Origin of the sequence: Pseudoalteromonas sp. MMG007 (assembly GCF_018100985.1) — a bacterium.
GTDB lineage: Bacteria > Pseudomonadota > Gammaproteobacteria > Enterobacterales > Alteromonadaceae > Pseudoalteromonas.
In genome coordinates this window covers 161,311-187,068 of the sequence record NZ_JAGJEI010000004.1, presented here as the reverse complement: position 1 = coordinate 187,068, position 25,758 = coordinate 161,311, and the positions used below count along the sequence as shown (strand labels likewise).

The 25,758-nt window shown below is 38.9% G+C and carries 18 protein-coding genes; 5 read left to right on the top strand and 13 right to left on the bottom strand.

Going from position 1 to position 25,758, the window contains the following annotated elements:
• Positions 1 to 91 precede the first annotated feature (91 nt).
• The 4 genes from J8L71_RS07815 to yegD all read left to right on the top strand — a co-directional run bounded on the left by J8L71_RS07815 (position 92) and on the right by yegD (position 3,404).
• Positions 92 to 391 (top strand): hypothetical protein, encoded by a 300-nt coding sequence (locus tag J8L71_RS07815; protein ID WP_211000038.1) that lies wholly within the window; start codon positions 92 to 94, stop codon positions 389 to 391.
• A 53-nt stretch (positions 392 to 444) separates the two neighbouring features.
• The gene (locus J8L71_RS07810) at positions 445 to 1,101 is read left to right on the top strand and encodes an HAD family phosphatase (RefSeq protein ID WP_211000037.1); all 657 of its coding nucleotides are present in this window, start codon (positions 445 to 447) and stop codon (positions 1,099 to 1,101) included.
• Between the two features lie 33 nt (positions 1,102 to 1,134).
• The gene (locus J8L71_RS07805) at positions 1,135 to 1,977 is read left to right on the top strand and encodes a DNA ligase (protein WP_211000036.1); all 843 of its coding nucleotides are present in this window, start codon (positions 1,135 to 1,137) and stop codon (positions 1,975 to 1,977) included.
• Between the two features lie 62 nt (positions 1,978 to 2,039).
• On the top strand, positions 2,040 to 3,404 hold the full coding sequence (gene yegD / locus J8L71_RS07800) for a molecular chaperone (protein WP_211000035.1): 1,365 nt from the start codon (positions 2,040 to 2,042) through the stop codon (positions 3,402 to 3,404).
• A gap of 12 nt (positions 3,405 to 3,416) precedes the next feature.
• On the opposite strand, the gene J8L71_RS07795 is transcribed toward yegD, so the two are convergent.
• From J8L71_RS07795 to J8L71_RS07785, 3 genes are read right to left on the bottom strand one after another with little or no spacing between them, the layout of a single operon-like run.
• A complete protein-coding gene (locus J8L71_RS07795) occupies positions 3,417 to 3,881 on the bottom strand; it encodes a methylglyoxal synthase (protein WP_058547341.1) in 465 nt (154 codons plus the stop codon).
• 42 nt (positions 3,882 to 3,923) lie between these two features.
• Positions 3,924 to 4,568, bottom strand: coding sequence for a LysE family translocator (locus tag J8L71_RS07790; RefSeq protein ID WP_211000034.1), 645 nt, complete (start codon positions 4,566 to 4,568; stop codon positions 3,924 to 3,926).
• Complete coding sequence (locus J8L71_RS07785) at positions 4,565 to 5,758, bottom strand: multidrug effflux MFS transporter (RefSeq protein WP_211000033.1); 1,194 nt, start codon at positions 5,756 to 5,758, stop codon at positions 4,565 to 4,567. The genes J8L71_RS07790 and J8L71_RS07785 overlap by 4 nt, the downstream gene beginning before the upstream one ends.
• 182 nt (positions 5,759 to 5,940) lie before the next feature.
• Between J8L71_RS07785 and J8L71_RS07780 the strand changes: the two genes are divergently transcribed.
• Positions 5,941 to 6,414: a hotdog fold domain-containing protein gene (locus J8L71_RS07780; protein ID WP_211000032.1), complete on the top strand. Its 474-nt coding sequence runs from the start codon at positions 5,941 to 5,943 to the stop codon at positions 6,412 to 6,414.
• Between the two features lie 9 nt (positions 6,415 to 6,423).
• On the opposite strand, the gene J8L71_RS07775 is transcribed toward J8L71_RS07780, so the two are convergent.
• The 10 genes from J8L71_RS07775 to bcsA form a co-directional block, all read right to left on the bottom strand.
• The gene (locus J8L71_RS07775; RefSeq protein ID WP_211000031.1) at positions 6,424 to 6,909 is read right to left on the bottom strand and encodes a polymer-forming cytoskeletal protein; all 486 of its coding nucleotides are present in this window, start codon (positions 6,907 to 6,909) and stop codon (positions 6,424 to 6,426) included.
• Positions 6,899 to 8,062, bottom strand: a complete 1,164-nt coding sequence (locus J8L71_RS07770; RefSeq protein WP_211000030.1) for a M23 family metallopeptidase — start codon at positions 8,060 to 8,062, stop codon at positions 6,899 to 6,901. Before J8L71_RS07770 ends, J8L71_RS07775 begins: the two co-directional genes overlap by 11 nt.
• 409 nt (positions 8,063 to 8,471) lie before the next feature.
• Positions 8,472 to 9,785: a fumarylacetoacetase gene (fahA, locus tag J8L71_RS07765; RefSeq protein WP_211000029.1), complete on the bottom strand. Its 1,314-nt coding sequence runs from the start codon at positions 9,783 to 9,785 to the stop codon at positions 8,472 to 8,474.
• A gap of 129 nt (positions 9,786 to 9,914) precedes the next feature.
• Positions 9,915 to 10,961: a 4-hydroxyphenylpyruvate dioxygenase gene (gene hppD / locus J8L71_RS07760; protein WP_211000028.1), complete on the bottom strand. Its 1,047-nt coding sequence runs from the start codon at positions 10,959 to 10,961 to the stop codon at positions 9,915 to 9,917.
• A gap of 323 nt (positions 10,962 to 11,284) precedes the next feature.
• Positions 11,285 to 14,017, bottom strand: a complete 2,733-nt coding sequence (locus J8L71_RS07755; RefSeq protein WP_211000027.1) for a metallophosphoesterase — start codon at positions 14,015 to 14,017, stop codon at positions 11,285 to 11,287.
• Positions 14,018 to 14,162: 145 nt separating this feature from the next.
• Positions 14,163 to 15,656 carry a peptide MFS transporter gene (locus tag J8L71_RS07750; RefSeq protein ID WP_211000026.1) on the bottom strand — a complete coding sequence of 498 codons (1,494 nt, stop codon included), beginning with the start codon at positions 15,654 to 15,656 and terminating at the stop codon, positions 14,163 to 14,165.
• A 246-nt stretch (positions 15,657 to 15,902) separates the two neighbouring features.
• Entirely contained in the window at positions 15,903 to 19,721 is a 3,819-nt protein-coding gene (locus tag J8L71_RS07745; protein WP_211000025.1) for a cellulose synthase subunit BcsC-related outer membrane protein, read from the bottom strand.
• Positions 19,712 to 20,842, bottom strand: coding sequence for a cellulose synthase complex periplasmic endoglucanase BcsZ (bcsZ, locus tag J8L71_RS07740; protein ID WP_211000024.1), 1,131 nt, complete (start codon positions 20,840 to 20,842; stop codon positions 19,712 to 19,714). The genes J8L71_RS07745 and bcsZ overlap by 10 nt, the downstream gene beginning before the upstream one ends.
• Positions 20,842 to 23,088 (bottom strand): cellulose biosynthesis cyclic di-GMP-binding regulatory protein BcsB, encoded by a 2,247-nt coding sequence (gene bcsB / locus J8L71_RS07735; RefSeq protein ID WP_211000023.1) that lies wholly within the window; start codon positions 23,086 to 23,088, stop codon positions 20,842 to 20,844. Before bcsB ends, bcsZ begins: the two co-directional genes overlap by 1 nt.
• Complete coding sequence (bcsA, locus tag J8L71_RS07730) at positions 23,081 to 25,756, bottom strand: UDP-forming cellulose synthase catalytic subunit (RefSeq protein ID WP_211000022.1); 2,676 nt, start codon at positions 25,754 to 25,756, stop codon at positions 23,081 to 23,083. Before bcsA ends, bcsB begins: the two co-directional genes overlap by 8 nt.
• Positions 25,757 to 25,758 lie beyond the last annotated feature (2 nt).

The window sequence follows — 25,758 nt, the reverse complement described above, 5'->3', positions numbered from 1 at the left end:
TATATTAATTTTTAAAAGCCTGCCTTGTGCAGGCTTTTATGTTTTTATAAAGCTGGTAAAGTAGCGTTAATTAATTTAAAGAGATAAAGAAATGGCTGGATTTTGGAATTACCGTGTAATTTTTTGTGAAGCAACAAAAGATGAAGCAGCGCAATATCAAATACACGAAGTAGAATATAACCTAAATGGTAAAGTGACTAACTGGTCAGAAACCGGTGCTGCACCTTTTGGTACAACGCTTGATGAGTTATCGGCTGATGCTGATAGATTAAAAACTGCCCTAGAAAAGCCTATATTAAAGGTTGTACGCAAAACGCGTGGTTATGAACTGGTTGATGTTGAAACTGGGGAAGAAGCTTATGCTGAGCCGCCAGTAGGCTTGAGCGAGTAATACAAAAAGGCGCCCAGGCGCCTTTTTTTAACGCTAAAATTTAAGGAGTAAGAATGAGCTTAAATGCAGTATTATTTGATATGGATGGTACATTAGTAGATTCAGAAAGCATGCATTTCGTATGTTGGAGTCAACTACTTAAGCCTTATGGTGTTAGCTATTTAGAAAATGACTTTTGTCAGCGCTTTTCAGGGCGACCCACTTTAGAAGCTGCAATAGAGATTAAGCAAGAGCATAACTTATCAGTAAGCGCGCAATTTTTAGCAGATGAAAAATACCGTTTATTTGGCGAGTACGTAAAAAGTAATTTACCGCCTATTATGCCTTATGCTGAGCAAACACTTAAAGCAGTTAAACGCAGCGGCTTAAAAATGGCATTAGTCACGGGCAGTGCAAGCGCTGAGGCTATGCCTATTTTAAAAGGGTTAGGCTTTTACGAATTATTTGATACGGTAGTCACTAAAGATGATGTGATTAACCCTAAACCCGCAGGGGATCCTTATTTATTAGCGCTTAAAAATATTAACGAAGCAGCTGAGAATGCAATAGCAGTTGAGGACACTTTTACAGGTGTAACCGCTGCAAGTAATGCGTCTTTAGATGTTGTTGCTATTGCTAACAGTCATACTCAAGATCACGATTTTAGCCGAGCTACATATAAAATGAGCGACTTAGGTGAGTTTTGGCAATGGGTAGAATCTCAACTATAGTTTAAGCCTTATTTACTTTGCAGGAGTGCAATAATGGCTTTCACAAAATACCTTTTAATATGCTTAAGTGTTGTTTTTGTACCCGCTATTTATGCGGCTCAGCCAGATGTGCTTTTAGCAAAAGTATATGACGAGTCTAAACATGGCAATGTTGAAGATTATTTAGTCAGTGAAAAGTTTGACGGTGTAAGAGCAATATGGACAGGTGATAAATTTGTAACTCGTAAAGGTAATACTATTAATGCACCTAGTTGGTTTACTAAAGCATTGCCACAGGTTTGGCTTGATGGAGAGCTTTGGATAAAGCGTAATCAATTTGCACGTGTAAGCGGCATTATTAGAACCAAAATTCCTAATAACACGGATTGGGAAGGTATTAGTTATCAAGTATTTGATATGCCAGATCCGAGTGTTCCTTTTAGCACTCGCTATCAAAATTACAGTCAATTAGTTGAGAAGCTTGATTTACCTCATATTAAAGCGGTTAAACAACATCGCTTTAATAACCTTCAATCATTAACTACCTATTTTAAAGGCCTAACTACACAAGGCGCAGAAGGGGTTATGCTTCACCTTGCAAGTGCTAAGTATAAGAGCGGGCGCACTGATGCGTTATTAAAGTTAAAGCCTTACCTAGACGCTGAGGCCGTTGTAATTGAGCATTTACCTGGTAAAGGTAAGTATCAAGGTATGCTTGGTGCTATAAAAGTAAAAACATCGGACGGACTTGAGTTTAAAATAGGTACTGGCTTTAGCGATGTGCAGCGTAAAAGTCCGCCTTTAATAGGCAGTACTGTGACGTACCGATACCATGGCCTAACAAAAAATGGTTTACCACGCTTTGTGAGCTTTTTAAGAGTTAGAGAGCCTTTATAGCGTTTATAATTATTATAAAGTGTGCTAAATTGCGCGGCCTTTTTGGTAATGTGTGGTGAAGTATGTTTGTAGGTTTTGATTACGGTAGTTCTAATTGTGCTATGGGTGTTATGGACGAAGGTCTGGTTCAATTAGTACCACTTGAGCAAGGAAAACATTACTTACCTTCTACGCTTTATACCCATCATAGTGCTTTGGTTGTTGATTTTGTTGCTAAGCATTTACACGGTACAGCCCATGAGCACGACTTCTTAACGCAGCGCCAAGCATTATTAAATACCTTACCTCGTATTAAATCAGACCTTGATTTACAACCCTCGGACGAAACGCTTTTTATTGGCCGTGAAGCCATTAGTGAGTATGTACAGTTTCCTGAGGAAGGTTACTTTGTTAAATCTCCTAAATCATTTTTTGGCGCAACAGGTTTAAAGCAAGGTCAAATTAACTTTTTTGAAGACATTGCAACCGCAATGATTTTAAAAATTAAGCAACGCGCTGAGCTCTCTTTAGGTAAAACACTTACACAAACCGTGATTGGTCGCCCAGTAAACTTTCAAGTTGTTGGCGGTGAGCAATCGAATCAGCAAGCTGTCGGTATTTTAGAGCGAGCAGCAAAACGCGCAGGCTTTAAAGATGTTGAGTTTTTATATGAGCCATTGGCTGCAGGGATCGATTATGAAAGTAATTTGACCCAAGATCAAAAAGTATTAGTTATTGATATAGGTGGCGGTACAAGCGATTGCTCGTTTGTACAAATGGGGCCTAGTTTTAGAGGTAATAGTGAGCGAGATAATGACTTTTTGGCGCACAGCGGTAAACGCGTTGGCGGAAACGATTTAGATATAGCGCTGAGCTTTCATGGCTTAATGCCATTACTTGGTTTAGGGAGTACGTTTAAATCGGGCCTTCCTTTGCCTAATCAACCATTTTGGCAAGCGTGTAAAATTAATGATGTAAATTTACAAAGCCAATTTTATAGCGAAAATCATTACCGAGAATTAAGCGCCCAATTACGTGATGTAAGTGCACCTGCGCTTTATAAACGTTTAATGCATTTACAGCAAAACAAACAGGGGCATCAACTTGTACAGCAAGGTGAGGCGGCTAAAATAGCGCTTTCATCGTCAGCTGCTTTTGATTGTGATCTAAGCTTTTTAGATAATGGCCTTAATAAAAATTTATCAGTAAGCGATTTAGCATTAGCGGTAGAAAGTAGTATTAGCCAAATAGTAACGTTAGCAAAACAAGCAATTACTGATGCAGCAACGACACCAGATGTTATTTATTTAACAGGTGGCAGTGCACAATCGCCCTTAATTAAAGCAGCGCTGAGCGAACACTTAGGTGATATAAAAATGGTGAACGGGGATCACTTTGGCAGTGTAACAGCCGGCCTAACAAAGTGGGCCAGCATGCTTTACAAGTAGCTTTAACAGATTTTAAAGACTGATTTGTCGGGTTGCGAGGTATTTTTCGTAATCTGGCAAAGTTCGCTCAAGTTCAGTATCCATCAGTGGTGAACTTAATAGCATATCTGCACTCACTTCATTACACGCTACCGGAATATTCCAAACAGCCGCTAAACGTAGCAAAGCTTTCACATCTGGGTCATGTGGTTGTGATGCCAACGGATCCCAAAAAAACACTAATACATGAATTTCATGTTCAGCAATTTTTGCACCTAACTGCTGATCGCCACCCATTGGGCCACTTAATAACTGAATGACATCAAGCCCGGTGGTTTTTTCAATTAAATGTCCTGTAGTACCTGTGCCATAAAGGGTGTGTTTGCTAAGAGCGTTTTTGTGCTTTTCACACCATAGTTTTAATGCGGCTTTTTTACCGTCATGGGCAACTAAGGCAATATTTTTATTTGCTGGTAACGACTGTGTTTTTTGTTCCATACTGCATCTTATTATTAGTTAAGCAATACTAATTATTTGTAATTAATATAATAAATTTATGGCAAGCGCAATAAACACTATACCGGTGACTCTATCAATCCAAAGCTGACTGTTTGGATGATTCCTGAAAAACTGGGCAATTTTATCGCCAAAATAAATATACGTGCAGTCAATCGGAAAAGCAAAAATAGGATAGAGCAAACCAAAAAAAGCGAGCTGAAAAGTAGCTGATGATAAAGTTGGATCTACAAATTGGGGTATAAACGCAATAAAAAACAACGCAACTTTAGGGTTTAACACTTCAGTCATCATAGCCTGAAACATTACGTTAGATTTTTTACTTGTACTAACGTGCGGTTTTTCTTCGCCAGCGCAGTCGGCCATGGAAGTCGGGTGCTTAAATGTGCCCTTGATCATCATAAACCCTAAATAACATAAGTAAACAGCACCAGCATATTGCACTGCGCTATAAGCCATGGAAGAGGCTTTTAGCACTGCGCTTAAACCAATCACGGCAAAAAAGGTATGTACAACCCCACCTAAAGCAAACCCAAAAGCACTTTGCATGCCGGCCGCTCTGCCATTGGCAAAAGTTTGTGCCATTAAAAATGCATTTGATGGCCCAGGTGCGACAGCCATTAAAAAGCTAGCCAATAAAAAAGAAACTAAAAAATCGGGATTGATCATGTTTTAGCAGGGTGTAACGTATGGGCTTTTTTACTCATTAAAATAAGCCACAGCGGTGCTAGCAGCAATAAATGAAATGCAATTAGCCAAGGTGTACTTAGCCCCAAAAATTGAGTTAAAAATACCAGCATGCTTGCTCCACTCATTTGCATTGCCCCAAGTAATGCAGACGCTGTACCAGCTTGCTTAGGAAAGCTTGAAAGAGCCATACCTGCTGCAGAGCCTAAACTTAACGCAAAACCTAAAGCTGAAATTAAAATGGGTAACATAAGAGCAAATGCGGTTTCTATATGGCTTAATGCAAGCATTAAAATCCCTGAAAAAACCAATAGGCTTACCCCTAAACGCAGTGCTCGTTGGCTATTGCGCTTAATATACATAGGCGTTATAAAACTTGCCACTATGCTCAGTACCGCATTTAGAGTAAACCAGAAGGTAAAGTCGCCAACAGTGCCACCTAAATAGGTAATGATCCAGCCAGGGGCAAGTGTTACATATACTAATATGGCTGACATCGCGACCATACACAGTAAACTATTAAACAAAAATACGGGCGTTTTGATAATAGGTTTAAAACGACGTAAATCTAAAATATGACCTTGGTAATGGCTATCGGCAGGGCGCGTTTCCCTAAAAAAAAGTAAAGTAACGAGTAAACCGACAATGGCAAAAGCAGTTAAAAACATAAAGTTCATTCGCCAACCAAATTGCACGGTTAGCCATGCACCTAAAATAGGGGCCATAGCGGGTATAAAGCATACAATACCATTTAAGTAGGTGATCATTTGCCCGCTGCGTTCGCTGCCATATTTATCGCGCACAATAGCGAATGCAACAACAAATGTGGCGCACGCACCTAAGCCCTGTAGCGCACGTGCAACCATTAATATTTCAAACGAAGGTGTAAAGTAGGCAAGCAATGCCGAACCCGCATAAAGGCTAACCCCAACTATAGCGACTGGTTTTCGACCAAATTTATCAGCAAGTGGCCCTGCAATTAGCTGCCCTAGGCCCACGGTTAACATAAAAATAGCGACGGTTTGTTGTACTTGTTGCTCTGATACAGCAAATTGCTCTGCGATAGTAGGAAAGGCAGGTAAATAAATATCGATTGCCATAGGGCAAAAAATAACGAGTAGCGCTAAAATGAGCAGTAAAACTAAATTGGGTTTAGCTGGGCGTGTTTGCATTGATTCTCCTTTTGCTGGGTATTTTAGGTGTCCACCCATAAAAAAGAAAGGGCTTATGCCCCCTGCATACGTCGGCATTCGTATTTTTTACTTAATTAGCTACAAATAGACGCTTTAATTATCTTTTTTAAACTGGTCTGATGTGTTAGTTTTGAAAAATACATAAATGTTTGGACAAAATAATGAGTAATAAATCCGCACTTTTAAAAACATGGCAAAAATTTAAAAGCCTGCCATATGGGAATTGGCTGTTTAGTAAAGCGGTATGTTTTAAAGCGCCTTATTTTGGCTCAATGAAACCGTATATACTTGATTTAAAAGAAGGGCACTGTAGCGCGGTAGTAAAAAATCGTCGCAGCGTACACAATCATATTGGGACTATCCATGCTATTGCACAGTGTAACTTAGCTGAACTGTGTGCAGGCGTAATGGTTGATGCCACTGTTCCTTATAAAACACATCGCTGGATCCCAAAAGGGATGACTGTTCAATATTTAGCGAAAGTAGATACTGATGTGACAGCAATTGCTGAGATTGACTTACCGCATGAGTGGGTAGATAAAGAAGATTTAGTTGTTCCGGTCAAGCTTTATAATACCCGCAATGAATTGGTATTCAGTGCAGATATTACAATGTATATTACTGAAAAAAAATAGCGCTTAACTTTACTTATTTTTTTCTGCGGCTTGTTTATTAACAAACGATAAGTCGCTATCGCTATCATCGAGTAATGTTTTTACTTCTTTTGCAGGTTTTGAATCATTACTTATTAGCTCAGGCTCTTCTTTTTCAAATCGTTGTTTTAAACTGCCTTCAATAATAGCACCGGCGTCTATGCTTAGCGTATCGTTAAAGACATCTCCGTGTACGTGTGCACTACTTTGAATTTTAACTTCACTTGCGTTAAGTGAGCCGATAATTTTACCTTTTACGATGACACTTTTAGCTTCAACGATGCCTTCAACTATACCAGTTGAGCCAATAACTAAGTGTTCAGCTTTAATGTCACCGTTAATACGTCCATCTAGCTGAACTTCACCTTGGCTAGTTAGAGTACCTGTTAAGCGTACGTCTTCAGATATAATTGAAGGTGTGTGGTTAACCCTTTTTAAGCTAGTATTATTTGTATTTTGCTTTTTTTTACCGAACAAGAGAAAGCGCCTTTGTTATTTTTAGAGGGTTGACGTGCTTGCCATCAATTAGTACTTCATAGTGTAAGTGCGTGCTTGTACTTCTGCCAGTACTGCCCATTAAACCAATGACATCATTTTTAGTAATGGTTTGACCTTTTTTAACTTTAATTTTATTTAAGTGCCCAAAGCGAGTTACTAAGCCATTTTTGTGCTCAAGCTCTATAAAGTTACCGTAACCGCCGTTTCGACCAGCACGAAGGACTACAGCGTCTGCAGGCGCAAATATTTTTGTTTTGTGCCAACCTGCTAAATCAACGCCTTTATGAAATGCTCTGCGGCTGTTCATTGGATCTTTACGAAGTCCAAAATTACTTGATATGTAGTATTTTGCAGCATCTAACGGTAGTGAGTTTGGTAGCTCAGTTAAAAAGTTTTCTAGGTTATTTAATAATAATAGCTTATCGGCAATGGCTAAAAATTGCGTAGGAATTTTTGCTTCATCAAATAAATTAAGTGGGCCACCTTGCGCAGCTGTTTTAGCGCTTAATGTTAAATGTTGCTCTAAGACAGACTCAAGCCCTGCGCCTTTAAGCATGGCAATAATAGTGTTGTGGCGTTTATCTATTTCGCTATCAAGAAGCGAAAAATTCTCTTCGTAATGTTGTGTTAACTGCTTAGCGCGTGCTGCAAATGTAGTGGTATTAATCAAATTTGCATGTTTAGTTTTTTGTTCTTCATCGACTAATGGCTCATGAAATTCGCCATTATCATCGTTAATTGGCGACTCAAGCTCATCTTCAATTTTAATTGTCTCTTTACTAATTGAGGCAGGGAGTGACTCTATCATGCTTTGCAGTAGCGCTTGCTTTTGCTCAAGCACAGCCAGTTTTTCTAATTGTTTTGCATGTAAGGCTTGTTGCTCACTGACTTTTTGCTGCCAAAGAGTTTGTTTACTTAATTGACTCTTTTCGATGTTTGAAATTTGATTTGTTTGCGTATAAACACGAAAGCTAGAAATGCTCACCCAAACTACAGTCGCTAAAAGCAGGGTTACTATGAAAAGTTGCAACCAAGAGGCTAAAACAACATGCTTAACTTCGCCATTTTGGCGGATAAGAAGCTGTCTAGCGGGGAATAATTTTTTATAAAAAGACTTTAAAGATAATGACATGGCATATAAATACTGGCTGTTAACCGGATTAATGTATCAACCTGAGTTTAAAAAGCCAGAAAAAAATTGTAACTGTTCAAAAATTAATAAAAAAGGGCTGCTTATTAGGGCGTGTTGATCTGTGATGGTTGAATTTGCAGCAGCATGTTTGGTTTTTAGGCTAGGCGGAGCCTATGAAGTGTGGTTATTCCCCATTAATAGGCGATAACGCAGCATAAATGCCAAACATGCGCTGCCCTTCGGGTTCTGCCTAGGGGCGATAAACTCTTTGTTACTCGGTTTTTACTTAGCCCACTAGGTTACAAACCTCGCGCCGCGATTTAATCGCCCCTAGATTGAACAAATTTCAATCCGCAAAGATCAACACGCCCTAGGCAGCCCTTATAAAATGTGATTTTTTACGTTTTAATTATTTTGCAGCTAAAACAGTGCTTTCTACAGATCCGAACCCAATTCGTGCAAAACCTGATTTTTCACACCAGCCGCGCATAATCACGTTATCGCCATCTTCTAAAAAACTGCGTTGTTCGCCATTACTGAGTGTTATTTTTTCTTTACCACCACGAGAAAGCTCTAATAAAGAGCCTGCTTCTTCATGTGTTGGGCCTGACTGCGTACCAGAGCCCAGCATATCACCTGGCATAAAGTTACAACCGTTTACTGTGTGGTGCGTGACCATTTGTGCCACTGTCCAGTAAGAGTGCTTAAAGCTAGAGGTTGATACGTGGGTAGGTGAGTGGCCTTCGCTGCGCATTTTTTCAGTCTGAATTTTAACATCCATTTGAATGTCAAATGCACCTTGCTCGCGGTTAGCTGCAGATTCTAGGTACTCCATAGGTTGCGGATCGTTTTCATCACGTGTCCAGCTTGTTCTATAAGGAGCGAGTGCTTCTGTGGTGACAATCCAAGGCGATACGGTTGATGCAAAGTTTTTTGCTAAAAATGGACCTAACGGCTGATATTCCCAGGCTTGTAAATCACGTGCTGACCAATCATTAAATACACAAAAACCAAATACATGATTTTCAGCATTTTCAATGGCAATAGCATCGCCAAGTGCGTTGCCTTTACCCAAGTAAATACCAAGTTCTAACTCATAATCTAGGCGTTTACATGGACCAAAAGAAGGGGCCTCTGCATCAGGTGCCTTTGTTTGCCCTTTAGGGCGATGAAACTTTTGTCCTGATACATCAATAGATGATGATCGGCCATGATACCCAATGGGTACCCATTTATAGTTAGGCAGTAACGGGTTATCTGGGCGGAATAAACTGCCAACGGCTGTTGCATGGTAAATCGAGGTATAAAAGTCAGTGTAATCACCAATGCGACACGGCAGTGAAAACTCTATATCAGCTTGGGATAGTAATGTACTTTCAATTTCTTTTTGTTGCTGTGCGCCTTCGCGAAGTACTTTTGAAAGCGCTAAACGCAGTGCAGACCAATATTGTTGGCCAAGGCCCATCAATGTATTTAACGTTGATTCGCTTGCCGCATCAAGCGCTGTTTTAGCATCACCGGTAAAAATATTTAAGACGCTCAATTTTGCTAAATCAATAACCTGATCGCCAATAGCAACACCGCCACGAAACGCCTCATCAGTGCCCTTAGTACGAAACTCTGCAAAAGGTAAATTTTGAATAGGGAAATCAGATCCCGTATTATTTGCCGAGCTGACCCAGCTCGTTAAATTAATATCATGGGTTTCGTTAATAAGGCTCATTACATTTCCTTTTTATTTTCTACATGGCGACAGATATAATTTATTGAATTTAGTAGAATCTGGCGCTGTAATTTTAAATTTGAAACGACAAAAGCAGCGAAAATCGCTGCTTTTAAATTACTCAAATAATTATAAAACGCCGCGGCGCTCTTGATCGCGTTCAATTGATTCAAACAGCGCTTGAAAATTCCCTTCGCCAAAACCACCGTCATCTACACGTTGGATCATTTCAATGAAAATTGGCCCAAATAGGTTCTTAGAAAATATTTGTAATAAGTAACAATTTTCACTTTGGCTATCGACTAATATTTGGTGCTTACGAATTTTTTCTTTATCTTCAGCAACCCAAGGTACACGGTCAAAAATAGTGTCGTAGTACTCAGGGATAATATCTAAAGTAGCAATGGTCGATTTATCAAGCTTATCAAGAGAGCTAACTAAATCATCTGTTAAAAAGGCTAAATGTTGCACACCTGGCCCGTTATATTCGCCTAAGTATTCATCAATTTGATTATTGTCGTTGCCTTTACCTTCATTGATTGGAATTGAGAAGGTACCGCACGGTGATTTAAGTGCATACGAAACTAGCGCTGTTTTTTGACCTTTAATGTCAAAATAACGGACTTCTGTAAAGCCAAAAACATCTTTATAAAAGTTAGCCCATGTTTCCATTGTGCCTTTATAAACATTATTAGTTAAATGATCGATGCGTATAAACCCTTTGTCCTCAACAATATTAGCGTTGGATAAATCTTCAAAGTCACTTTCATAAATAGTCCCTTTGTCACCAAATTGCTCAATAAAATAAATCAGGCTGTCACCAATACCGTAAATAGCAGGGTAAGGTAAATCTTTATATGTAGAGTTGGTTGCTGGTTTTGCACCACGCGCCACAGCAGTTTCAAATGCGTGCTGCGCATCGTTAACACGCCAGCCCATAGAGCAGATTGCCGGGCCATGGTTTTTCGCAAACTCAGCAGAAAAACCATCGCGTTCGTTATTTAGTAAAAAGTGAATGTCGTTTTGGTTGTAGTAGACAATATCTTTGCCTTTGAATTTTTTTAGTTTTGAAAAACCAAAATCAGTAAACACTTTATCCATATAGTCTGCATCGGGTGTGGCGTACTCAGTAAATTCAATACCAACTAAACCTAGTGGATTATTTGCTTCACTCATTTTTATTACTCCTGCAATAAATATTGCTACTGCGGTTATGTGTTGTTTGCGTGTTGGGCTAGATAATCAACCAGATTTTTAATTTGTGAAAGAGTAGGGAGGCATTTAGAAATTAGTTAAACTGTAAATTAAATAAGACGTTTATTTAAATGTTAGTTTTTAACAATACACTTTGGATAAATAGAGACTTAATTGGTCGGCTTAAATAGACGTCTTAACATTTAACTTTTTGTTTAATATAAATAAAAAAGAGGTTTTAAATAATTAAAACCTCTTTGAATATTACTGCATTTTTTGTTTTTATGTATTAAATTGTTTACATCTTACTTGTATTTGTTAAAAAACTTGTTTCGTTGCTCTAACCATACATTGGGCTGTATTGTAGGGGCTGCTTGATAGTGACGTTCAATAGTTTGGTTTAAAACGCGTGTCGTAGGTTCAAACGTGAGCTTTGATTGTGCCCCGCCAATGCTTTTAATTTCATCTCTGGTCATTGCGTGGCCAGCGTATAAAAGTGCATTTAAATAGCCTGGCTCTGTTTCAAAATTGTTATCAGCAAACAATAATGCGGCTTGCGTAAGCGCCCATCGGCTATTTATTTCGCCATCTTCTTTAACTCCTACAAGCTCACCATCAATGTATATTTCGTATACCCCATTTATTGGCGCTGCATAAAAAACAAATGCTACGCGATGCCATGTTTCAGGCTCGGTAGTGCCAAAGTAACCGCTGTCGCTAGTTGCTTGACCGTAGCCACCAGAGGGGTCAATAAAAATGTCAGCATCATCAGTTAAGTAATCAGTGGTATTTGCTTGAATAATTGGACGATATATATCCTTCCCTTCAATAGGCCAGTATAAGTCCATAATTATAGTGTAGTCTGATACCATGCCTTGCTCGGCGTAATCACCATTAGCTTGAGTATTTAAAGTTAGTAATAGCCCTTGCGTAGGTGAATGATCAGTAAAGGCCATCACTCCAGAAGGTCCATCATTTAAATCTGCAATAGAAAATGCTGTTGTTGTTTTATATTGGGTCTTATTTGGCCCCCATAGAGTATTTTCAGGATCAAAATAACTTAACACTGAAGGGCCGTAGTCTGCGGTTAGTGGGTTGTTTTCGTCATCAAAATTCCACACTGTAATGTCGTTTTGATCATCACATGAAAACAAACGATTATCTGTATCTAGGTATAAGCATTGGCTCGTTCTGAAGCGCGCATATTGATCAAGAAGCCACCATGCTTCGTTGATAACTTCTACATTCGAGAATGTCACACCATTAAAAAATAGATCAGGATTGAGCGCAGCACCCTTAAATAAAGCTACCTGGTAATTGCTATCGGCTTGTATTTCATCTGGTTTAAGTAAAAACCAATCAGGTTGACTGGCAAACATACTGTTTAAGTCAGTACCAGATACTGTAACTGTATATACGGAGTTAAAGCCTGGCGTATTAGAAGGTTGTCTCTCAACGTAATAGGCTTTGTGAAAGTCTTCCTGTGTAAGCGTACCTGGGGTCCAGCGTTTTTGTACTAAATCTGGGTTTAGCAGTGCTGCGGTAACATCACTTGTATGTGCTGCTGCTAACGCTGTTATTTCTGCTAATTCTAAATTGCTAGGGTAGTTTTCAGAAATAGCAATTTCAGTATTAGCATCGGGAGCATAACGACCCATAATTTCATCGATTGCGAGTTTGGTGGCTTCATCACGCTCAGCCACACTGTCGGTATCAATGGTGTTATAGTTAATTAAGGGCGATGTTTTATCTTGTAAGTTAAAGGTAAGTGTTACATCGGTAATACCTTTAGCGTAAAAATCTGGCTGAATAACCACAGCGCCGTTATCGAGAGTATTATAGCTTTCTCCGCCATGAGTGTGGCCGCCAAGAACTAAATCAATGCCACTCACATCAGTGGTCATATCAATATCAAGGCCTTCACCTAAATGGCTTAGCATAACCATGTAATCAACGTCGTCTTGATACTGGCTTACTATACTTTGCGCTATTTTTTGCCACTGCCAGCTCATTTTGAACTGTTTGATAAAATCAGGTATGGGCTCAAGATCTATTGGTTCATCTAGTTCGTTCCACGGTACAGAGGTCATGCCAAATACACCCAAGGTAATACAGCCAACTTGCACTTTTGCAAAGCCCACAGCTGCAAAGTCTTGTAATTGTTCACCCTCGTAGCGCGTATTACTTGCAAGTACAATGGCGCTGTCATCTTGAGAGTAACTCAATAATTTTTCAGGTCCCCAAGCATAGTCGTGATTACCTACCACTCGCAGGTCAAATTGCATTGCTTTTACTGCTTCCTCAGTTGCGCTGCCTTGTGATAACTGTTCAGCAACAGTGCCTTTTTCGTAGTCATCACCACCATTAGTAAATAATGTGTGGGGAGTTTGTGCTGCGGCTTGGTTATAGTAGGCTTTAATACGGCTAAAGTATTGCTCCTCATAGCCAAATCTTGCATGTAAGTCGGCAACATGAATAAACCTAACTGATTGCTCAGCTGCACTAATATTACAAGTAGGTCCAATATCAGCAAAGGCTTCGTTGCGCTGCATTATTATTGCAAACGTCCCAAGAGTAGATACTTCAGCGCTTACAAAACCATCCTCTACAATTGAATTTTCAATAACTGTCCAAGACTCTCCTGACTGGCGAGCAATAAAGAGTTGTCCGCCTAGTTGATAGTCATCGGGTATTTTTATGGTTACTGTAATTGGATTACTAAAAGAGAGCGTATTTGGAGTGAGTGCATGTATATCAGAAATAATATTTAGCTGTGCGTTGGCATCATCTAAAAATGCTTTTTCATAAGTAAGATCTGTATTTTGTGAAACAGCACTTGCGGGTACCGTTAACAAAAAGCTTCCCTCGTCAAGGCTCACGTCTAAACCAGCACTTACAGATACGGTTAATTCGCTTGGTTCTAGCGCTACTGGATCATTAGGATTAGTTGTAACTTGATCGCCTGAACCACCACAGGCAGACAAAAATAGAATACAGAAGGTTAATAGCGTGGTGCGAGATAAAGTTAACAAGCGCATGTACTGCTTCCTAAAGATTAGTTAAAAATCAATCAGGAGATAATACCAGTTTACATGGCTGTGACATAGAAAATTGACGAAAAATCCCCCATAGAGGCTATGGGGGACGATTTTTAATAAAATTTATTTATTTTAAAAATAAATTTTAAGCTACTTTTTCTTCTAACCCTTGCTTTTCCCATACTCTCGCTTTAAAGCTCATAAGTACTAAAACAATACCAACACCAATACTAAACAACGCTATTTGTAAGTATAGGTTAGGGATTTCTTGAACGTTATTCGGATCAAAGTTACCAGCGAGTAAGCCTGCGATGATATTACCGATTGAGTAAGTTAATACAAACACACCCATCATTTGACCTGTGTAGCGCTTAGGCGATAGTTTACTTACCGCACTTAATGCTACAGGGCTTAAACATAGCTCACCCACAGTATGTAAAAAGTAGGTAGTAACCAACCAGTAAGGTGCCACTTTTAAACCTTCAGCAGCGTAATGAGCCGCCATGAACATTACTAAAAAGCCCGAAGCCATAATAATTAAGCCCATTGCACATTTTACGCTGTAAGTAGGTGATACCATTTTCTTTGATAAATTAATCCAAAGAGCAGCAAAAAATGGTGATAAAGCAATAATGAATAGTGAGTTTAAAGATTGAAACCATGTTGTTGGAATTTCAAACGTACCAATTAGGCGGTCAGTGTAATCACGGGCAAATAAGTTTAGTGATGAACCCGCTTGCTCAAAACCAGACCAAAAACACGCAGAGGCAACACACACTAAAAATAGTGCCCACATTCTTTGTTTTTCTTCGCCAGTTAATTTACCTTTAAAATAGATAAGACCAAAATACACAAAGAATATAATTGTGAATATAACGGCTGTGTAACCGGCTACAATCGATGGGTTTATAACTATTACACCAGTCATTGCAGCTATTGTTACGCCAGTAACAACAGCGACAAATAATGCGATACCACCCCATGCACGTGAAGTACCTTTAGGGCCTAATGGATTAGCCGGTAAAGCGCTGTGCTTTGGTAAGTTATTAAGTGTGAGTTTGTACTGCACTAAACCAATGGCCATACCTACAGCTGCCGCACCAAATGCCCAGTGCCATCCTACGTTCTCCATAAAGTAACCACATACGTAGTAACCAAGTATAGAGCCCGCATTAATACCCATGTAATAAATAGCGTAACCGCCATCACGACGCTCATCAGCATCGCTGTATAACTGGCCTACCATTGCACTGATATTTGGTTTTAGTAAACCAGTACCTGTTGCTACAAATATTAAACCAATAAAAAATGAATAATCATGTGGAATAGCCAAAATAATATGGCCAATCATAATAATTATGCCGCCATACCATACTGCTTTTTGACCGCCAAACAATCTATCTGCTAGCCATCCACCAGGTAAACCTAAAAAGTATACCGAGCCTGTATATAGGCCATAAATTGCAGCAGCAGTTGCAACAGTAAAGGCAAGGCCTTCCTCTTGTAAACTTGCTGTCATAAATAACACGAGCATCGCTCGCATACCGTAATAACTCATTCGTTCCCACATTTCAGTGAAGAACAATGTTGAAAGTCCTTTAGGGTGACCAAACCAGCCACTATCTGGAGCTGAACTCATATTTACTTCCTAACTTTAAGTATTGTTATGATGGCCTTATAATTTTTTGCTTTAGCTATTTTAGGATTTGTAAATACTAAAATGCTCGACCAACAGTATATTATTTGTAGCTAAGATAATGATTTGCTATATGGTTGTAACACCACAAGGTAAGAGACACACCCTTATCCTAGTTACAATTGCGCTCAAGTATACATATACCTAAGTGCTAGGGGAAGTATTCGCGGTGTATCACCGTCCACCGCGTTAAAAGTCAGCGTAAGGGATAATTGGCGTTCCCGGAAACTCTAATGTGCCGTACACAGGGTTGAAATAATAGCGGATATAAAGCTGGCCAAAGTTTGGCTCGTAAAAATCTGAGCGATCAATAGCTAAGTAGCCGCCAAAGAACCAGTGTGGAGTTACACGATATTCAAAGCTACCTTCGATGTTGTACGATACGCCAGAACTGTCGTCACCCTCAAATACGGGGTCAACGCCGGTAATCGACTCTCTATCGTAGGCTTGAAGTTGAAGATCGGTATCATTTGGAAAAAAGTCAATGGCTTGGGTTCTCGTTTGTGAATACGATAAACCTGTTTTTAAGCGGTATACAAAGTCATCGCCCCAGCGTGCGTCATAGCTAACAGGGACCGATAAGCCTACATAGTTTTGTGGACTGTAATAACCACCATGTCCCCATGTTTCTTGACTTAGATTAAACTTATATGCCCAATGCAATAAACTTGCGCCAATAGTTAATTCACGCTTTTGATTACTAATTGCTCGGTAATATGTTCCACCCATAACTCTATAGCGTTGATTATCTTTGACATTTTGACCTCTATATAAGGTAAAATCGGCGCTGGACCAAAAGCCCCAATTGCCACCCAAGTCATGTGATAAGTTGGCCGTAAGGCCTGTAGAGCGAACTCCGCCCCAAATTTCACCTGTGTTTATGTCCTCAAGGCCAGCATAAGAGAGAACCGAATTTGTTACAGGTCGCTTTTCAAGCTCTAAACTATAATTAAAGTCGCCAAGACTATCAGCATAATTTACGCCCCAAACAATGTCTTCAATTAAAAAACCAAGTGGCGTTGTACCTACATCTACACGCCAGTTTTCATTTTGCCAACCTATACCAACATCAACACCTTTTTCTTCCGGGGTAACCTCATCTATTGCACAGGTAAAAATACATAAGGCACCTTGGCCATAACGACTACCAGCAAATTGTTCATCAAAACGTGTTGTTTGTGCACTAATACTTGTGGGGTCTATTTTTATAAACCCTTGTCCTTGCCAAAGTGGAAAGTAAGCTTCAATAGGTACTGAGCCGGCGCCAAGTGTAGCATCACTTTCTGTACTTGTTTGGCCGCTAAAGTTAACGCCAATGGCAATGTAAGCTTGGTTTTTGTTTTGCTCATTTATGAGCTCACGCTTAGCACCATTTATGTACCAGGGATCGGTTTCATCTATTATTAAAAGTGAGCTGTAAAGTTCTTTATCATTTAAGGTGCGCTCAGGCGAAAGCGTTTGTGCATACCAAGATTTTGCTTGCTCTGATTCATTAAAGTTGCTTGCAACTTGAGCGCCTAAATAACGTAGCTCTTGATCGTTTGGTGACTTATCAATAAGTTGTTTAGCTAAATAAAGCGCATCTCCTGAATAATTTAATTCATTTAAAGATGACATGATTTGGCGCTGCAAGTAACCCTCTTGTGAGGTGGTTTGTGTTATTGCTTGTTCTGTTACTTCTTTTGCCTGAAAGTCGTTACCAAGTTCTTTGTATGCATTTGCAATAGCAAGCATTGCTTGCGGCTCGATTGTTTGATTGCTTTGCACTTTTCGCTGATACAAAATCACTGCTGCTTCATATTGTTCTAGTGCCAGGTTTGCATTAATAAGTGCGGTAGTTGTTGCTGGGATATTTTTATATTTTTGATCTAGCTGATTGAGCTTAGCAATCAAATCACTACCGGTATAAAACTGGTTTAGATAGTTATTCTGCAATTGAACATACTGAACTGTGTCGGTTTCAGAGGCGCTCTCTGGTAACACGTAATCCTCAAACCAGCTTTTGATTTCAACTTTGTTACCTTGTTCTAATAACCATTGGCCTTGTAAAATATGCCAATAAGGCGACAATAATGGGTCAGATGACAGGGCACTTGAAAGTAACTTAAGTGCGTGTAGTTTTTCATCAATTTTGTACCAACTATTTGAAAGCTCGGCTTGCATTTCGGGTGTTAGCTCTCTCGCTTCTAAGTTACTTAAGTGATAAATAGCGACAGATTTATTTTTTAAATCAAGATATTGCTGACTTTGTGTAAGAGACTCATTGAGCAATAATTGCTGCTCTAGGGCAATAATATCGGCATCTCGGTTTTTAAAAGGAATGTATTTAAGTGTATCTAAAGCACCTTCATAATCATTTATAGAGCGTAAAAATAAAGCATGGCTATATCTTATTTGGGAGTTTAACGGGAATTGCCACAATACATTATTAAACAAATTACGTGCTTGCTGGGTAAGACCTTTTTGTTGGTATATAAAGGCTAAATCGTAATAAAGCCAAGGTTGCTCTGGTGAAAGTTCAATTGCCTGTTTAAGTAATTCTTCTGCTTTTTCTAGATCACCCTCATTAGTATACTCACTTGCTTTATCTCTTAGAGTATTACTAATTGCAGTTGCATAAGAAGGGTATATTAAATTTCGCTGCTTAGCATTTAATGAGTTATAAAAATTGCTAATTGATTTTTGGTTTTGATCAAGCTGCGCAATATTCAATAAGCCAAGTAAAGCATTTTCATATAAAGGGTTTGTTTTTAGTGCGCCTTGATAGGCCGCCGCTGCTTGTGTGTAGTTTCCTTGAGCAACTAACAATAAGCCTTTGTTATAAAGGAAAGCTTCTTGGTCATGATTTAATTGCTCAGCTAGGTTTAGTTTTAACTGTGCAGTTTCAAAGTCGGATTGCTCTATAGCGTCTTCCATTTCAGCCATGTACTGCCAAAACTTCGCAACAGTTGCGAGTTCTTTAAGTCCTTCACGCTCATCAAAGTTAGGTGTATATTTTTGAGCGGTAAAAAAATAGTAATACGATTTTTTATAGTCGCTTTTGGCTAAATATAAATACCCCAAGCTACGCATCACTTCTTTATCGGTTGGCCGACCTTTTAAAGCCTTTAGTAGCAGGGGTTCAGCTTCTTTTAATTTTTTTGCATTGAGTAAGCGATCACCCTTACGCCAAAGCTGATATGCAGGATCAGCAAGTAAGGCTTGTCTTACTTTTAAATCTCTTTGGAAGTCTTCATATTGTAGCTTACCTTTACTACTAAACGGATAAACAGAGAAGTAACGCTGGTACTGCTTAACTGTATTTTGAGTAAGCTCCATACTTTTTAAAGTTGCAAGCCAAATAAATTCGACTTCATTAATAAAGGTAGGACTTGCTCCGTATTTGCTTAAAATATCTATAGCTTTTTTATTTGTAGGGCTTTTTTTCAGCAAGTGCCGTGCATACGGAACTTCTACTTGACCTATATTCGAATAAGCTTTTAATAAGGTTTTATAACCCTTTGTTACGCTTTGCCATTGTGTATCATCTTGTGAGTACCAACTTAAGTGTTCTAGTTCGTAGCTCAAAGAAGGGTATACACCTTTAAACAATGAATTATAAATAGCCCTTGCTTGTTCATACCTACCAGCTCGAGCTAATAACTTAGCCTCCTGAATGCGTGCTTTATCAACACCTTCGGCTTTTGAAAGTGCACTGAGCTGAGCAACACAGGGATGTTGTATTGACCCCCCTGTTTTTATTTTATTAAGTAGCTGATTTGCCTTGCTGTATTGTTTATTAGCAAAGTCGTACCGCGCTAATGCACACTGCGTTTCTATTCTGGAAGGGGCAATCGCCAACAGTTTCTCTAAGCTGTCTTCAATAAGCTTTTTATTTTGCTGTGCTTCGCCAATATTTATTTGGCTTAATAGCCAATCAACAGACTGTGTATCAATATCATTGATTGTATTGGCACTTAACCCTGAGCTAAGGGCCAATGTACAAGCTAGGGCAAACCTTAACGGCATTCAGTGCTCCATGCTGGTTGTAGCGTCCCATCTGCTGTTATTGAAAAACGTTTATTGAATGCACTAGTACCAAATAGATTAAGTATACTGTCGTAATAACGAGTTCGGGTAAATGATTGATCGACCATTAGCTTTTGTTGAATAGCCATTACAACAGCGCTATCTGTATTTTCAGCAAGTAAAGGTAGTAGCGCTGAGTTAAAGCCAACAGGGCCTCTTTTTTCAGACTTTCCAGTTTTAGAAAAAGTGTTTAAAGGTACATACCCTCTATCATTAATTGTCTCTATAAAAGGCTTAAACTGTGCTAAAAGTTCTTTTTTGTAAGGTGCATCGTTTGCCATCATGCTGGCCCACAAATAGACTCTAATTGCGTTATAGCTACCTAAGTCAGTTGTTTTTCTATCATAGTAAAACCCGTTATTAGCATCATACATCACCCAGTCAGGGCTAACCCCTTTATTTGCGGTATCTAAAATAAGCTTGGCTGAGCCTTCGTGTAACTGATGCCAAGGGGAATGTGGGTATAGCTTTTTAAATTGCTGGTAAATAAACAAAGGTGAGTAGCTCGGGTTTAACTTAAAGCGTTCTTTATCAAATTCAAAACCTGATGGAGCGGGTAAAAGTGATAAACCAAGGCCTGAAATATATGCTGTTTCTTCACGTATTATACGCTGTGCAAGGACTGCGGCTAAAATACCGTAGCGGCGGTCATCCCAGAGCGTTGCCGCTTGCGATAAGCTATAAGCTATCCACAGATCAGAATCTGAGGCTGGGTTAGAATCTAAAATTCCGCTTTCTTTGTTTTTATTAGTTCCCCATTGCCATGCCGGTAAACGCGTACTTAAGTCGCCTTCAGATAAGTGCTCTTGAGTCCAGTTAAGCACTAAATCAAATGTTGCTTTATCATTTGCAATAACTGCAAAAAATAATGCATAAGATTGTCCTTCAGAAGTAGTAATGTTTTGCTCACTGCCTAAGTCTATAACTCGGCCATCTTGGCTTATAAAATTACTTTTAAATGTTTGCCACGCGCCCCATGGTTTACATTGTTCAATCTGTGCGCTGGCATTAAAAGTAATCAATGCAATCACAGTTAAAAATACATTAATGAGTGATTTCATTATTTATCTCCTTCAGCTAAGCGTTTGTATGTAAGCGCTTGTAGTAATCGCCATATAATAAATGAGATCAATAGCAGGGTTAAAATAGACAGTAGTGCAAGCACGAATGGGTGATCCGATAAGTGGAACCAAATTAAGGTATGCACTGGAATATGGCCAATAAAATACTGCTCGTCGGTTTTTATTGTTTTAATTCCTTGCGAGTTAATAACAGCTGCACTGCCTTTAATTTGTGCAAGAGATTCTGAATTCATTAGTGCACTATCTAATAAGTTAAATCCATTTAGAGACGTCGCACTGAGGGAAACTATAGAGCGCTCGGAATCAAACGGAGACTGAAAGCCTGTAATTACAGCCATATCGCCGGTGCTTGTTATGCTCACTTGTACTTTTTCAGATTCACTTTCATCATAAGCGCCGTTGTATATAGCTTGTTTTATAGCGCGTTGATTACCATTTAATAAAATATTAGTTTGCGAGTTTTCATCAAGTTCTTTAGCTGCGGTGCTAGCGTTGGCAATCACTAAAATGTCTTTATCATCCAAGTCAGCATTTTGATTTAAATGAGCAACACTCATTCTGTGAGTTGGGTAGCCTGTAATTGCACCAAAATGCCCAGTTAAGTTAAGCAGTACCGAAATTACTTGGGTTGTTGGTTTTTCGTCAATAAGCACTAAAGTTTGTTGTAAATCAGCATATTTAGTAAATGGAAAGCCACTATTAGCAAATACGTTTAAATCAGGCAATGCGATGTAATGGTCAAACCCACTTACGTCTATATTAGAGTTTCCATCTATTACGCCAAACTCACCACCAGGAGGGGCGGCTGGACATTCTCCTTTTTGCAGCACTGCAAATCTAAAGTCAAAGTTAAGCTCGTTTCTGTTAGCGAGCTTAATACCGTCTAACGAAAAATCTTCAGCACTTTGCGTTGTATCTGTATTGGCTATCAATGGCAGTAATGTTTTTGTTGTTGAGGGTGATGAATCGTCTTTTTTTAACAAAAAACCACTAATAAACTCTTGGTTGATAAGCATATTTAAGCGTGAATCTAACGTTTCACTTTCTGGAGTGTTTCTGTATTGCAACGTAATAGGAATGCCTTTTTCACGCCATGTAAATAAATCGGGCGCAAAACGAATATTTAATTTAATCGGGCCATTATTTAGGCCTTGTGCTTGTAATTGAGTTGGGTAGTCGATTAATTCATCAAAGTGAACAGGGCGATCACCTCGTAGCCAGCGCGGGGCATCGTATGCTTTGCGCAAGGGAAGTTTATTAATTGCTTCTATACTTGCGCTTCTGCCTGTCATTATTTTGTGCCCAAACACAAGCCCAGTTACTGCTGTTTTCAAGTCTTCTTCATCACGGCCAAGTATTAACAACATTTTGTTATATCTATGGATAGGGCTTGAGATAAGCTCTATGGTAGGCTTTTCAACATCTGGGTAGTCTATTAAAAAATCAGGTTTAGAATCGTTAGTAATAAATACGATGCTATGCTGCTCTGGTGCTTTATTTAAGATTACTGGGAAGTCTGCACCGCGCCAATCTGCTTGTGCACCAAACCAGCTAGATAAAGTCGCAGCTGCTTCAATTGCTTTTGTGCCTGGTGTTGTTGCAAATATAAATGGCAAATTTAATTTACCGTAGTCTTTGGTATCAAAAAATGGTTCGGGCAAATACTCCAGGCGGCTATCGATAGCTAATTGCTTTTGGTCAAGTGTGATGTTGCTCGACTTATTTATTTCAGTCCAAATAGAGCGGTTAAAATAGTCTTGGCATTGTAAATCATAATAGCCAACTAACTCAAAGCGAACCTGGTTGAAGTCTTGAACGTATTTTGCGTTAAGGCTTAAGCTGTGGTTAACCGTATTCTTAACAACGCTTAACTCATCGTTTATAGGTAAAACAGTAACTAGGTTATCGTTAAAATAAACTTTTAAATGCGACACATTAGCGATTAATGAAGGCGAATTAGTGTATGAAAAATTAAGCTTTAAATTTGTACTCAATTTATCAATTCTATTTGTAAAATCGACGCGTGAATTATTATTTATACCATCTAACTTGTAGTCATTAAATCCTAAAGCTTCAAAATCTAAACGTAGGCTTGAAACCTGTGCACTCTCGGGATACCCATTTATAAATATAGATTTATCATGTATGGGCTCTATAGCCATCACCTGATGAGCAATACTAATGAGTAACAATGTCAGAAATGTATTAAGTAGCTTTTTAATCATAATTATTATGCACTATCGGTTTTTTTGGAGTGAATGAGTTTACGTAAATGACAATATTGGTCATAAATTTAATAATAGGTTGTAACGGCCTAGGCGCATGAAATAATAGATTACTAAACCCCCTTAAACTTGTTTTTTGTACTTCTTTAAAGCTATACGAAGGACGATCGTGTCTAAAGTTATTCTGCCAATCTAGCCATGCATCTGCTCTTGAAAATGTACACTGAATGAAAGCACGTTGCTTTTCAAGCGACAAATCTTTTATGGTTAAACCTATTTGTTTTTTACGGGTATTACATACATGTGTGGTAAACGAAAACTGTTTATTACCACGGCTCATTAAGAGTTCTATTTTATCGTTTACACGACATAAGTGTGCATGTTCAGTTTCGATACCTACCCCATTATCTGAATAATCTGTAATTTTAACCTTTAGGGTATGTCCGTTAGCTAATCGAATACCTGCCGGGAAATTAGCTTTAATACGATGTGAGTGCCTTACTTGTCGAGCTTCTGCCGCTACAGCAACTGCAGCGCCAAGGATTATAATATTATAAATAGCCCAACCCATACTTATTATCAGTACGCCTATTTGGCTAGGATCGCCCAGAACGAGTCTTGAAACACCTACAAGTATACTTAATAAGTTAATGATTAAGAGAATTAGATAAGGCTTAGAAATTCCCCAGTCGTAATGCTCCTCATCGTTTAGACCACCTTTTTCTGTCACGTTAAACTTACCCTTATTAGGGTTAAATAAAGCCACGGTGGTTGGTTTTAATATATACCAAGCAAGTACTGATTCGTAGACTTCTCCCCAAAATGAGTACCTGTACTTACCTTGAATACGTGAGTTGGTCGCTTTTATTTGGATAAGCGTTGGCACGACATATATAAAGATGGCCAAAAATGGAGCGTAAATAATATATGCATTAAAGTATATAAGCGCCAAAGGGGCTGTTAGAAACACTATACGTGGAATACCCGATAAAAAATGCAGCATAGCATTTATGTAACATAAGCGCTGAGGAACACTTAAGCCTTTTCCCATTAACGGGTTATCGAGTCTAAAAATTTGCGCCATACCACGAGCCCAACGGATACGTTGACCTATATGGGCTGAAAGGCTATCGGTAGCAAGACCCGCTGCTTGCGGGATATTAATATAGGCTGTTTTATAGCCAGCACGCTGCATACGAAGAGCTGTATGCGCATCCTCAGTTACCGTTTCAAAAGCAAAGCCGCCAATGTCTTCAAGTGCTTCTCGTTTTAAAACCGCACAAGAACCACAAAAGAAGGTGGCATCCCACATGTCGTTACCATCTTGGATAAGCCCATAAAATAGCATGTTTTCGTTGGGGATCTGACTGTGGTTGTTAAGGTTTCGCTCGAATGGGTCCGCGGAGAAAAAGTGATGCGGTGTTTGAACTAAACATACTTTACTATCTTTTAAAAATTGTCCCATTGTCATTTGTAGAAATGAACGAGCGGGGACGTGATCGCAATCAAAAATAGCGATGTATTCGCCATCGGTATAACGCATAGCGCTATTCATGTTACCCGCTTTTGCATGATTGTTATCTGGACGTGTTAAATAGCCAACACCAACCTCTTTAGCAAATTCACCAAATTCAGGGCGTTTACCATCATCAAGTATATAAACGTTTAATTTATCTGCTGGCCAGTCAATGCTTAATGCCGCAAGTGTGGTCGGTTTGACAACACTTAAAGGCTCGTTATAAGTGGGTATATAAACATCCACCGTGGGCCATAAATCTGTATTTTTGGGGAGCGGAATAGGTTTACGTTCAAGCGGATTTATTGTTTGAAAAAAGCCTAAAATAAGCACAAGCCACGCATAAGTTTCTGCAAGTAATAATCCCGCACCTAACGTAAGTGCAACAGGGTCACCCCAATTTAAGGTTTCGGTATAGCGCCACCACAAATAGCGAGAAGAAGTAGTTACAGAGAGGGTGATCATGACAATGGTAGCCATTTGCCCTTTTACACGTTTAAGTGCATACGCTACGATTAATATAAAGCTGATAAAGACAGCTTGTGCTTCTAGGCTAAACGGAATGGTTATAAAGATCGCTAATAAGAAAAAAATAAATGCCAGCGTTAAATATTTAATAAGCTTATTTTGCCAAATTCGCGCTTCAGACATAGCTTTGAAGGCACTTTTTTTTGGAGCTTTTTTATTTTTTGATAGTAAGCGTCTAATTAATTTCCCTAATTTCAAATCGAACCAACGTAGCTGCCTTAGCACGTAGCTAACCCGATTATAAAAGTAATCGACAGCGGTTTCTTTTATAGAGTATGAGCTTTCTTTAAGCCTATTTTTAAAAAACATTAAAAATAGGCTCTGAATAATAAAGCGTATTATATTTGAATAAACATATGTTCTATAAGGAAGCCTTAGGTGCGGGTAGTAGCTGTAAAGCACCAGTTCAAAATCAAGTTTGTTTTTTTTAATATTTATAAATAACGAACTGAATAAAGTAATAAAAGGCATTAAGAAGGCTTCAATTACATTTACTTTATGCTGATTAAAGTAGCTATGAAATTTAAATAGAATATAGCGAACAAGTTTATCGGTAAATAAAATGCTCAACAGTATATATAAAGTACTGTGAATTGGACGATTGTAAAAAATGGTAAAGCTCATAG

Coding starts and splice junctions, on each gene's coding strand:
- J8L71_RS07815 (WP_211000038.1), top strand. CDS start 92: ATGGCTGGATTTTGGAATTACCGTGTAATTTTTTGTGAAGCAACAAAA.
- J8L71_RS07810 (WP_211000037.1), top strand. CDS start 445: ATGAGCTTAAATGCAGTATTATTTGATATGGATGGTACATTAGTAGAT.
- J8L71_RS07805 (WP_211000036.1), top strand. CDS start 1,135: ATGGCTTTCACAAAATACCTTTTAATATGCTTAAGTGTTGTTTTTGTA.
- yegD (WP_211000035.1), top strand. CDS start 2,040: ATGTTTGTAGGTTTTGATTACGGTAGTTCTAATTGTGCTATGGGTGTT.
- J8L71_RS07795 (WP_058547341.1), bottom strand. CDS start 3,881: ATGGAACAAAAAACACAGTCGTTACCAGCAAATAAAAATATTGCCTTA.
- J8L71_RS07790 (WP_211000034.1), bottom strand. CDS start 4,568: ATGATCAATCCCGATTTTTTAGTTTCTTTTTTATTGGCTAGCTTTTTA.
- J8L71_RS07785 (WP_211000033.1), bottom strand. CDS start 5,758: ATGCAAACACGCCCAGCTAAACCCAATTTAGTTTTACTGCTCATTTTA.
- J8L71_RS07780 (WP_211000032.1), top strand. CDS start 5,941: ATGAGTAATAAATCCGCACTTTTAAAAACATGGCAAAAATTTAAAAGC.
- J8L71_RS07770 (WP_211000030.1), bottom strand. CDS start 8,062: ATGTCATTATCTTTAAAGTCTTTTTATAAAAAATTATTCCCCGCTAGA.
- fahA (WP_211000029.1), bottom strand. CDS start 9,785: ATGAGCCTTATTAACGAAACCCATGATATTAATTTAACGAGCTGGGTC.
- hppD (WP_211000028.1), bottom strand. CDS start 10,961: ATGAGTGAAGCAAATAATCCACTAGGTTTAGTTGGTATTGAATTTACT.
- J8L71_RS07755 (WP_211000027.1), bottom strand. CDS start 14,017: ATGCGCTTGTTAACTTTATCTCGCACCACGCTATTAACCTTCTGTATT.
- J8L71_RS07750 (WP_211000026.1), bottom strand. CDS start 15,656: ATGAGTTCAGCTCCAGATAGTGGCTGGTTTGGTCACCCTAAAGGACTT.
- J8L71_RS07745 (WP_211000025.1), bottom strand. CDS start 19,721: ATGCCGTTAAGGTTTGCCCTAGCTTGTACATTGGCCCTTAGCTCAGGG.
- bcsZ (WP_211000024.1), bottom strand. CDS start 20,842: ATGAAATCACTCATTAATGTATTTTTAACTGTGATTGCATTGATTACT.
- bcsB (WP_211000023.1), bottom strand. CDS start 23,088: ATGATTAAAAAGCTACTTAATACATTTCTGACATTGTTACTCATTAGT.
- bcsA (WP_211000022.1), bottom strand. CDS start 25,756: ATGAGCTTTACCATTTTTTACAATCGTCCAATTCACAGTACTTTATAT.